Raw genomic sequence first — 10,412 nt, 5'->3', positions numbered from 1 at the left:
GGGCTCGGACTCGACACGCCCGAGCAGATCCGCCACTGCCTCGAGAGCGAGGACGCCGCGCGCGCCATCGATGGGCTCGCGCGCCATGCGCGCGCCGGCGGCCAGGTCGCGGCCTCGTGCTCGGCGGTGTTCCTGCTCAATGCGGCGGGCCTGCTTCAGGGCCGCCGCGCGACCACCTCGTGGTGGTATGCCGCATTGCTCAAGCGCATGGCGCCCGATTGCACGGTCGACGTCGACCGCATGGTCTGCGCCGACGGTCCGGTGGTCACGGCCGGCGCGGCCTTCGCGCAGACCGACCTGATGCTGCACCTGCTGCGCGAACGTTGCGGCAGCGTGCTCACCGATCTGGTGTCGCGGCTGCTGCTGATCGACGGGCGTCAGGCGCAGGCGCCGTTCATCGTTCCCGAGTTGCTGGCCAACGGCAACGACCTGGTGGCACGGCTCGCGGCGCGCGTGGACGCGGCGCTGCCGGCACCGCCCTCGGTGAGCGAGCTGGCGCGCGAGTTCTGCATGTCGGAGCGCACGCTCGCGCGCCACGTGATGAAAGCCACCGGCAAGAGCACGCAGGCGCTGCTGCAGGGCGTGCGGCTGCGGCGCGCGCGGGCGCTGCTCGAGTCCAGCCGCATGACGGTCGACCAGGTGGCCGGCGCCGTCGGGTATCAGGACGCCACCGCGCTGCGGCGCCTGATGAAGAAGGTGGCGGGCGCGAACCCCAGCCGCTATCGCAACTGAGGCGCACCGGCCCGCGCGGCGCTTCTTACTTCTTGCGCGCCGCGATCGCCTTCTCGGCGCGCGCCACGAGGTCGGCGCCCACCGTCGGCTTCCACTTCTCGTACACCGGGCGCGTGGCCTTCACGAAGGCGTCGCGTTCCGCGGGCGTGAGGCTGGTGACGGTCACGCCCATGGCCGCGATGTCCTTGAGCACGGGCTTGTCGGCTTCCACCAGGCCCTTGCGTGCGATGACGATTTCTTCCTTGCCGGCGTCGAGCGCGGCTTGGCGCACGATGGCCTGGTCGGCCGGCGTCCACGAGGCCCAGATCTCCTTGTTGACCACGAACACCAGAGGGTCGGCGACGTAGCCCCAGGTGGTCACGAACTTCTGGCCCACGGTGTGCATCTTGAGCACGGTGAACAGGAACAGCGGGTTCTCCTGGCCGTCGACGGCGCCGCTGGCGAGCGCGGGCTGTGCATCGGCCCAGCTCATCTGCGTGGGGTTGGCGCCCAGCGCGGTCAGCATGTCGGAGTAGATCGGCGAACCGACCACGCGGATCTTCATGCCCTTGACGTCGGCCGGCGTCTTGATCGGCCGCTTCGAATTGGTGATCTCGCGGAAGCCGTTCTCGCCCCAGGCCAGCGGCACCACGCCGGCCTTGTCGAGGGTCTTGAAGATCTCCTGGCCGACCTCGCCCTGCGTGAGGGCGTCGATGGCCGCGTAGTCGGGCATCAGGAAGGGCATCGAGAACAGGTTGAGCTGCTTGACCTGCGGCGACCAGTTGATGGTCGAGCCCACGGCCATGTCGATCACGCCCTGGCGCAGCGCGCTGAACTCGCGCGTCTGGTCGCCCTGGATCAGCGACACGCCCGGGTACAGCTTGATGTTGATGCGGCCCTGGGTGCGCTCCTTCACGAGGTCGGCCCAGATCTTCCCGGCCTGGCCCCAGGGCGTGGGCGGGCCCAGCACCAGCGACATCTTGTACTCGGCCTTGTAGGTGGCCTGCGCCATGGCGCCCGACGAGAACATGCCCAGGGCGGTCGCGACGGCGGCGAGGCCGAGCAGGGTGCGGCGGAATTTCATCTGATCTATCTCCTCGTTGAAAAAAGTCGGGCGGCCGCGGGCACGTTCGTCAGTAGCCGAGCTTGCGCGGCAGCCACAGCGCGAGTTCGGGGAAGGCGATCACCAGCACCATCACCACGAACATCGAGAACAGCATCCAGCCGACCCAGCGCACGGTCTCCTCCATGCGCACCTTGGCGATGCGGCACGACACCATCAGGTTGACGGCCAGCGGCGGCGTGAACTGGCCGAGCGCGACCTTGAGCGTGAGGATCACGCCGAACCAGACCGGGTCCCACTTGTAGTACTGAACGATCGGCAGCAAGAGCGGCACGAAGATCAGGAAGATCGAGACACCGTCGAGGAACATGCCGACCGTGATGAGCAGCAGGATCAGCAGCGCGAGTACGCCGTATTCGCCCAGGCCCGAATTGACGATGGCGTGCGTCACCGGATCGATCACGCCGAGCGTCGACAGCGAGTAGGCGAAGATGCCCGCGAGCGAGACCACCAGCAGGATCACCGCCGAGAGCTCGCCCGATTCGCGCAGGATGACGAACAGGTCGCGGACCTTGATGGTGCGGTGGATGCACATGCCGACGAAGAGGCCGTAGAACACGGCGACCACGGCGGCCTCGGTGGGCGTGAACCAGCCCGCGCGCATGCCGCCGAGGATCAGCACCGGCGCCGCCAGGCCCCAGGTGGCTTCGCGGAAGCTCTTCCAGAACGGCGGGCGCGGCAGGGTGGATTCGAGCGCGCCCATCTTGTGCTTGCGCGCCAGCCACACGGCCGGAATCATCAGCGCCAGGCCGGCCAGTACGCCGGGCACCATGCCGGCGGCGAACAACGCGGGCACCGAGGCGCCGGGCACCAGCACCGAGTAGACGATGAAGGCCACCGAGGGCGGGATCAGGATGTCGGTGGCCGCGGCGGCGCCGACCACGCTGGCCGAGTAGGCGGCCGGATAGCCGGCGCGCGACATGGCGGCGATCATCACCGCGCCCACGGCGGCGGCATTGGCCGGGCCCGAGCCCGAGATGCCGCCGAGGAACATCGCGACCGCGATCGCCACCAGCGGCAGCATGCCGGAGCCGCGGCCCACGATGGCGATGGCGAAGTTCACGAGCCGCAGTGCCACGCCCGAGCGGTCGAAGATCGAGCCCACCAGCACGAACATCGGAATGGCGAGCAGCGGGTACTTGCCGAGGCCGGCATAGAAGTTCTGCGGCACCGCGAGCAGGCCGAACCATTGGGCGTCGGTGTTGGCGAGCGCGATGCAGGCCGCGCCGGCCAGGCCGAGCGCGGCGCCGATGGGCACGCCCACCAGCATCATCAGCAGGAAGGCGACGAACAGGAGCGTGGCGATCATTCGGCGGCGTCCTGCTGGTCGTTGTTCTTGTGCTTGCGGCCGCGCCGCACGAACAGCCCGATGGCGCGCAGCGCGATGGCCAGCGACACGATCGGCAGCCAGATCGAATACCACCAGGCCGGCACGCCGATGCCGGGCGAGGTCTCCTCGAAGCGGTAGTCGTCCCAGACCATGCGCACGCTGAGCGCGGCGATCAGGCCGAACAGCGCGGCGATCATCAGCGCGCCGAACTGGGCCAGCCGGCGGCGCCGGGCCATCGAGCCGCTCTCGGCGAAGTACTCGATGCGGATGTGGCGATCGCGCGCGACCGCGGCCGAGCCGGCGACCAGCGCCAGCATGATCATCAGGAACACGGAGAACTCCTCGGTCCAGGCGAAGGAGGAGTCGGTGAAGTAGCGCACCAGGACGTTGGCGAAGGTGATGAGCGCGAGCGCGCCCATGATGAGCACGGTGAGCCAGTCCTCGATGCCCAGGGGCACCTTGGTGGGCTCGTCGGCGGCTTCGATGTCGGGGGGGAGGGGGCTGGCGGCGTCCAGCGTGGGGCCGGACTCAGGAGGAGTGGTCATCGGAGGAAACGGGCAGCTGGGGCAGGCGCCATGTCACCGGGCGGTCGCCGGGACGCGATCCGTACACCTCGACAGGGGAGCTGGCGTCGATTCTGGGGCGTCAATGTCCACTGATATATCGGGGGTTTCCTTAGCTGTGGCCTGGGCTTTGGGGGCGCTGGAAGGGGTAGGTTTTCTGCGTTTTGGCGGCTATGGGCGGTTGCCTGGGGCGTCCGGGGCGTGCACAGGACACCGGGTGCTTCCCTCCGCGAATGTCCCCCGGCCTTCGGCCTCCTCCTTGATTTCGCTGCGGGAAGCACCCGGTGCCCTGTGCATGGTGGGTGCGGGGGTGAGGTGGGTGGTTCGACCGCGGTCGACTTTGGTGTGACTACGCTCAACGTTCGCCTCGGACGGGTTGCCGGCAGTCGGCTCGGCTCCGTCGCAGAATGCGGCCAGAAGCAGACCTTCGCAGCCACGGTGCAAATCGAAGTGTTGGCATCGGACGAGGAGGACCAATTGATCGAAAAAGAGAAGTACCCAGCCGATTGGCTGAAAAAAGTCCCTGCGGTTGTCTTCGGCTCGCTTGCGAGGGGGCAGATACGGGTCTTGTTGCATCCTGGCAATGGACTTGCCGACGGCGGTGCTCCGCGTGATGTGCCTGCGGTCCAACTTCCGGTGGATCTCCGCATGCCAAATACGCTTCTCTGGGTCGAGTTGGATGAGTCGATGAGCATTGCCAGAGTCTGGAGGCGAGACATGTGAATGGCTGCTCTGGAATAGCCCAGTCGCAGCAATGCCTGAGGTCCGACTCCATGTGTGGGGTGTCATCACGGTCGACATCGCCGAGCAGATCGATCAATTTGCGGCTGCTACGGGATTCAAAGTTGAGAAGATCTCATATCGAATCGATCAGTGGTATGTTGGCTAGGCGCGCAAAGTCAGTGCATTTCACTCCCGGCAAGCGTCTGTTTCGGCCGCGAAGCTCCTTGAACCGCAGCTCGGCCAATGGCAGGTCTCCTGTCGTGGCGGCAGTTTGAGCAGCGTAGAACTCCAGGCAAACGATATCGAGTCCGGTAACCGCACCGAGCCCTCCTAACTACATCTAGATGCCACCCCGCCTATGAGCAACAGCGTGAGCGGAATCTTCCATCCGCAGAGCCACAAAGTCCTCCGAGAGGAAGAAGTCGTGGCAGTGTCGCCAGGTGGAGTACTCGACGTTCGGGTCGATGATTTTGAGGCGGTGTTACGGATTTCACATGAGATCGTCGCGGCCTACTGGGCGGATTGCGAAGGAAGCGTGGGTCAGCACCTCGTGCGTGCCGTCGCGTCTCAACAGAATCACGCACTTACGCGACTAAGGCGCTCCGTGGAGGCTCCCGTTCCGGACGACCAGCCATTGAGGAAGCATTTCCAAGAGGTTGCTGCCATCTTGGTGCCTGGGCAGTACGTCTTCGTACTGGAAGACGTGCCAGCCGATTCGTACGTTGTGGAGCACGAAGTGCGGCCGGAGATGGCATTGGACGTAACTCAGTTCTATCCCGGCTTCGGGGCCATGATTGCCTCTCATCCCCGAGCAGCCTTGTCTCGGCCCACGATAGATCGTCACGCACAAGCAATTCAATGTGGAGAGCGACCAGTCGTTGTCACCATATCGCATTGCAAGGCATGGGATGAGTTCATTGTTGATGGTCATCACAAGCTTCATGCCTACCAGCGCGAAAACATTGCCATTCGACGCTTGAACATCATCCGCCGACAGAGTTCCAGGGTGGAGATGGAGGACCTGCTGTCGTTTCTGGCCGAGCGGGACTTGCAAAAGCACCTGCGCGAAAATCGCCCGGTCGACTAGTCGACCGGGCGGTGAGGGCTAGAGCGCAGAGTTTGGTCCATTGCCCAATGCTCACTGCGATCGTCCAGTTTCCTTCTGTGGGGCCTCGCGACCGTGTCGTCCGCCTGGCCGGAATGATTTCTGGAGTGAGATGGCTCTCCGCTGAGGGCGGCCGGAGCCTGCTACGGCAGAATCCGGCCAAAAGGAGTCGGTCGCGCATGCAGTCTGATTTCGGCCGACTGGCTCGTTCGCACAACAAGGAGAAGGCATTGAAGGACCCAGCGGAGCTGTTTCAGCCGATTCTGGACAGCGTGTCGCCGCTGCTTGAATCGGGGTGGAATGAACTGGTCCTCGACTACTACGTCGATGACGAGCAAAGCGACCTGACGGGAAGCTACCTTATCCGCACGGCCACTGGCCTTGACGAAGTGGCAATCGTCGCTCCGCCTGCGCTCGATGGCCTGCTCCGAACGCTACGGGCCAGCCTCGCGGGCCGCTCGCAAGGCCCGTTCTCCCATTGCAAGTTCCGTGTGTCGAGAGGCGACGGTTCTTTCAAGGCCGACTACACCTACGATGCGGTCAATTGGAACGAGTTGCTGACTGCCTCCGGCTGGAACTTCGCCGAAGCTCCGACCAAGCGCGTATCGCAAACGGGTGTTGGAGCGACGTAGGAGCGAGGACGGCAGCTGGCTACAGTCGGCCAGGACCGGTCACTCGCATCTACCTTTCAACGAGGGCCTCGAAGTGGACGCGCGCTTATCACTCCCCTTTTTTCTCTGAGGTTCATGCAAATGTTGGAGTCTCTTGTATCGGGAAGACCTGCCTCGAAGCTCTTCAAGTCTTTGATGGAGGCCGATGGCTCGCTCGACGCGCGGGCGCTCGACATTATCCTCGGGCTTGAGTATCCGAACCTCAGTCCAGGCGCTTTCATCGCCATACGCCGGTGGTCGAATTTGGAAAGTGGATTTGAAGTGTCGGACGAGGACTTAGACGCCCTGATTGCGCACTATCTGAAAGAGGCCGGGTACGTCGACTAGCTCGGCTCTTGGCCCCGATAGCGGCGGCGCAGGTGTGGCAGGATGCGGCCAGAAGCGGTCACTCGGTCATCCACGCAATCAAAAAGGAGCGAACGTGGTCTTCCTCGCGATCACCCTCACTGGCCTGACGGAAGTGTTGCGTCTTGCAGCGGGTTCGGCACGTTTGACCTGATGCCGCGCAATGCCACTACAGAAGAAGGCTACGGCGCGCTAGAAGAGAAAAGCTTGCATACCCGAACAGCTAATTATTCGAAATTGAATTCAAACATCTGGAAAAACATTCTTTCTCATCTCGCTCCAGTAGGCAGAGTTTTTGCAGAGTGGAAAACAACCTCGGGGGAAATTTCCTACATGATTGTCCCTGACGCATCCAAGCTCGGAAATGAAACAGTGACAGACGATGATGACCTGCGATTTGATGAGATAGAGAGCTTGAAGGTCATGCAGACGTTGCGGCCAATGGGGCAGTTAGTTGTCGCGAACGATGTTGATAGCTGTCGTCGAATACTAGTGTCGATACCCTATGTGCATGTGATGGAAATTCATGGCGGTATCGAGATAACTTTGAAAAATTAAAGGGCGGCCTTGTCAGGGCTTTTCGTCATTGCTCAGGAAATTTGACTTGATAAGCTACGCACCACAAGGCGCTGGTGGGGCGTTAGGGAGCTTCGCTGCGAATGTCCGCTACCGCAGATCACGAATGACCGCAATGGGCCCGAAGCGGAATTCGGGCTTGCTCCAGAGCAGCCATTCGTCCCGGTCGTTTGAGTAGCCAAGCCTTCTGAAGTGATTTAGCTCTCGACCTGTCGAACCGGGATTCCTTGCCTCAAAGCTTCGGCTGCCACGGCTCTACTTTCAACCTCATCTTCAATGAGCAGTGCCATCTTCGAAACTTCGTTGAACGGCAGGTAACCACTGCGGTCCAGCGTTTGCTCTTCCACGCGTAGGCCGCGATCCCGCAGCCTCTTAATCAGCCTTCGGGCTTCCCGAGACTCCATTTCCCCGAGGTCGATGCGCCAACGTCCGCGAAGCTGCAGGACGGCCTGCTGGGCAGGCAGTGCAGTGAATTCGGGCACCACGCGGCGTAGTGCCTGGATTTCTTGAAGGGTCGCTCCGGGCTCATCAAACAGCACCGCGAGGGTCGATGTCTGTCGATGGACCTGCAAAAGTACCCAGCCTGGCTCGGTACCGTCCCATAAGTGGCTGTAGTTCGACATCATGCAGGGCTCGAAGGACCGGTTGTGGCCGACTGCGTCGCTACTCGCGCATGCGTACACGCGACGTCCCAACATAGATGGCCAGGGCGACTGCTGCTGCCACGATGGCCCCCATCAACCAGAAGTCGCGACGTTGCTCGATTTTCCCGACATATGCCTGATATGACAGAACGGGTCCAGCAGTACCCTCCAACGTGACGACCTCTCCCAAGTGAATCCCTATCCGCAATCTGGGGCCGGCGGCTTCAACGGCGCCCGCTTGCTCTTGTGTGACGCTGAGAATCGATGCAAAGGGAAGATAGAGAACGGGCCGCAGTCTCAGCATGAGTTCATCGTGGTCAATGTAGTTTGCGACGCCAATGCCCAGATCGGCGTCGAACTTCGTCGTTCCATGGTTGATGCCAGACCTGCTGATTGCTTTCTCTATCGGGCCGACGTACTCCAGCATTGCGTCACGCACCGTGAGGGTCTTCTCGGCGGGAGCCCTCATTTCTGCTCGGTGCATCAACATCAAGCCAGCAATGACCAACAGTCCAATACTGCAATATGCGCGGTACTCCCGGAACCATCGCAAGACCTTCGCATTCGCTGCCAGCTCCATCACTTCCCCAATGTCAGCTTCGATGGTCGGATTTTGCCTTCTGCTCGCAATGTCTGGCTCTGGTCGCGAATACCTACTCGCGCAGGGCCAAAGAATGTTGGCAATCTTTCCAAGGAGGCTGCTCGCATTGTTTGTCGACGATCGGCATGGAGCATAGAGCTGCCACCGAGACCAACCCTTCAAGCCTCTACCAAACCGAATCTTCTCCATCACGAAGGCTTCAGCCATCGCGCCAAGGGACCTGTCCTCACAGAGCGGGCCGCGAACCCGCAGCCCGCAGACCAGCCCCTACCCGCCAGCCTCAAGCGCTCCATGCCGCGCCTTCTCGCTCATCTGAAACAACACCCCCGCTTCGCGTGCAAGTCCAGCCGCAAGCCAGAGCAGGTTGTCCAGTTGTCGAGGCCCATCACCGCTGCACCAATCGATGTCTTTACCGTGGCAGACCCACAGTAGAGCTTCGAGTTGGGAAAGGGTGTTTTCGAGGAGATCCCCCGGGCCTTGGGCGGTTTCTCCGGGAGATACCGGCGTGCGACGCCGGGCTATAGTCTTGGTAGCCATTTTTGTGCGTCCTTTCGAGGGTATTGCACGAACTTGGTTAGACGGTCAGGGTGCTCGCTACATCCTGGCCGTCGCCTTTTGATACCTCGCATCTGCATCGCTGCTTTCGCACCGACAACCTGCCGCGAGGCGAGCAGCCTTCAAACATCTCGGTGGTGTTGGGTGTGTTGCGCCTTTCTTCTCCCCTAGTTGGGGTATCGAGTGAGAGGGGCATTCACTCTAGAGAAGAAGCCGGCAAGCTGCCGTGCCGTTCGGCACGAAGTCGAGGCAACCGCGACTAGATGCAGCTTCCGCGATGCGCTGCGCGCGCGCCTCGCGGGACTGTGTGATGTCGGCTCGCAGCGGCTCAACGATCACGCCGATGGGGTGCCTTGCGCAGCGAAATCAAGGAGGAGGCCGAAGGCCGGGGGACATTCGCGGAGCAAGGTGCCCCGTCGGCGTGATCGCCCCCCGATGCGAGCGAGCAAGAAAAGACTCAGTCCATCCAGGACCGCGCCCGGTCCAGATGCTCGCGGCACTCGCGCACCATGCGCTCCAGCAGTTCCGCGCAAGTCGGGATGTCGTCGATCAGCCCGATGCATTGGCCAGCCGAGACCACGCCGTCCTGCACCGCGCCCGACTCCAGCGCCGCGCGGCCGCGCGCGCCGGCCACCAGCGGGCGGATCTCCTCGAACTCGCAGCCGCCCGGACGGTTCTCCGTGGCCACCACCTCTTCGGAGATCGCGTTGCGGAACACGCGCGCGGTGTTGCGCATGGTGCGGAACATCAGCTTGGTGTCGCGTTCGCTCGCGTCCACCAGCGCCTGCTTGATGTTGTCGTGGATCGGCGCTTCCCTGGTCACGCAGAAGCGCGTGCCCATGTTCACGCCCTCGGCGCCGAGCGCCAGCGCGGCCGCCATGCCGCGGCCGTCGGCGATGCCGCCCGAGGCGATGATCGGAATGCGCAGCTTGCGCGCCGCGATCGGCAGCAGGATGAGGCCCGGCACGTCGTCCTCGCCCGGATGGCCCGCGCACTCGAAGCCGTCGACCGACACGGCGTCGACGCCATTGCGCTCGGCCGACAGTGCATGGCGCACCGAGGTGCACTTGTGGACGATCTTCACGTCGTGGCGCTTGAGCGCCTCGATGAAGTCCTTCGGGCTGTTGCCCGCGGTCTCCACGATCTTCACGCCGCTGTCGATGATCGCCTGCACGTACTCGGCATAGGGCGGCGGCTTCACGGCCGGCAGGATGGTGAGGTTCACGCCGAAGGGCTTGTCGGTCAGTGCGCGGGTGCGTTCGACCTCGCGGCGCAGGTCGTCGGGCGTGGGCTGCGTGAGCGCGGTCACGATGCCCAGGCCGCCGGCGTTGGAGACGGCCGCGGCCAGTTCGGCGCGGCCCACCCACTGCATGCCGCCCTGCACGATCGGGTAGCGGATGCCGAGCAGCTCGGTGATGCGGGTCTTCATGCGGGCGCTTCCTCTTACAGCGTCTTCACCAGCTCG

12 protein-coding genes are annotated in these 10,412 nt (G+C 63.3%); 6 read left to right on the top strand and 6 right to left on the bottom strand.

Translation table 11 applies throughout. From position 1 onward, the window contains the following. Positions 1 to 732, top strand: a 732-nt coding sequence (locus AC27VN_RS20940) for a GlxA family transcriptional regulator (RefSeq protein ID WP_490877752.1), incomplete at its 5' end; no start/stop codon positions are given. A gap of 25 nt (positions 733 to 757) precedes the next feature. On the opposite strand, the gene AC27VN_RS20935 is transcribed toward AC27VN_RS20940, so the two are convergent. The 3 genes from AC27VN_RS20935 to AC27VN_RS20925 are packed head-to-tail and all read right to left on the bottom strand — an operon-like array spanning position 758 to position 3,709. Then, positions 758 to 1,795 (bottom strand): DctP family TRAP transporter solute-binding subunit, encoded by a 1,038-nt coding sequence (locus AC27VN_RS20935; RefSeq protein WP_490877751.1) that lies wholly within the window; start codon positions 1,793 to 1,795, stop codon positions 758 to 760. A gap of 49 nt (positions 1,796 to 1,844) precedes the next feature. After that, positions 1,845 to 3,143, bottom strand: a complete 1,299-nt coding sequence (locus tag AC27VN_RS20930) for a TRAP transporter large permease (protein ID WP_490877750.1) — start codon at positions 3,141 to 3,143, stop codon at positions 1,845 to 1,847. Then, positions 3,140 to 3,709: a TRAP transporter small permease gene (locus AC27VN_RS20925; protein ID WP_057598344.1), complete on the bottom strand. Its 570-nt coding sequence runs from the start codon at positions 3,707 to 3,709 to the stop codon at positions 3,140 to 3,142. The genes AC27VN_RS20930 and AC27VN_RS20925 overlap by 4 nt, the downstream gene beginning before the upstream one ends. A 363-nt stretch (positions 3,710 to 4,072) precedes the next feature. Here AC27VN_RS20925 and AC27VN_RS20920 point away from each other — a divergent pair, with 363 nt between their 5' ends. The 5 genes from AC27VN_RS20920 (at position 4,073) to AC27VN_RS20900 (ending at position 7,129) form a co-directional block, all read left to right on the top strand. Then, positions 4,073 to 4,450 (top strand): hypothetical protein, encoded by a 378-nt coding sequence (locus AC27VN_RS20920; protein ID WP_490877749.1) that lies wholly within the window; start codon positions 4,073 to 4,075, stop codon positions 4,448 to 4,450. 370 nt (positions 4,451 to 4,820) lie between these two features. After that, on the top strand, positions 4,821 to 5,537 hold the full coding sequence (locus AC27VN_RS20915) for a hypothetical protein (protein WP_490877748.1): 717 nt from the start codon (positions 4,821 to 4,823) through the stop codon (positions 5,535 to 5,537). A gap of 197 nt (positions 5,538 to 5,734) precedes the next feature. Next, positions 5,735 to 6,187 carry a hypothetical protein gene (locus tag AC27VN_RS20910; protein WP_490877747.1) on the top strand — a complete coding sequence of 151 codons (453 nt, stop codon included), beginning with the start codon at positions 5,735 to 5,737 and terminating at the stop codon, positions 6,185 to 6,187. Positions 6,188 to 6,301: 114 nt separating this feature from the next. Then, the gene (locus AC27VN_RS20905) at positions 6,302 to 6,553 is read left to right on the top strand and encodes a hypothetical protein (protein ID WP_490877746.1); all 252 of its coding nucleotides are present in this window, start codon (positions 6,302 to 6,304) and stop codon (positions 6,551 to 6,553) included. Between the two features lie 171 nt (positions 6,554 to 6,724). Beyond that, positions 6,725 to 7,129 carry a hypothetical protein gene (locus tag AC27VN_RS20900; RefSeq protein WP_490877745.1) on the top strand — a complete coding sequence of 135 codons (405 nt, stop codon included), beginning with the start codon at positions 6,725 to 6,727 and terminating at the stop codon, positions 7,127 to 7,129. A gap of 215 nt (positions 7,130 to 7,344) precedes the next feature. On the opposite strand, the gene AC27VN_RS20895 is transcribed toward AC27VN_RS20900, so the two are convergent. The 3 genes from AC27VN_RS20895 to AC27VN_RS20885 form a co-directional block, all read right to left on the bottom strand. Beyond that, positions 7,345 to 7,773, bottom strand: a complete 429-nt coding sequence (locus tag AC27VN_RS20895; protein ID WP_490877744.1) for a hypothetical protein — start codon at positions 7,771 to 7,773, stop codon at positions 7,345 to 7,347. Positions 7,774 to 7,810: 37 nt separating this feature from the next. Further along, a complete protein-coding gene (locus AC27VN_RS20890) occupies positions 7,811 to 8,599 on the bottom strand; it encodes a hypothetical protein (RefSeq protein ID WP_490877743.1) in 789 nt (262 codons plus the stop codon). 805 nt (positions 8,600 to 9,404) lie between these two features. Continuing rightward, positions 9,405 to 10,376: an NAD(P)H-dependent flavin oxidoreductase gene (locus tag AC27VN_RS20885; protein ID WP_395348931.1), complete on the bottom strand. Its 972-nt coding sequence runs from the start codon at positions 10,374 to 10,376 to the stop codon at positions 9,405 to 9,407. Positions 10,377 to 10,412 lie beyond the last annotated feature (36 nt).

It is taken from the genome of Variovorax sp. 20P10.2.4 (genome assembly GCF_058244205.1).
Note: the sequence above shows the minus strand (reverse complement) of the source record. Positions and strands in the feature narration are given on the sequence as shown.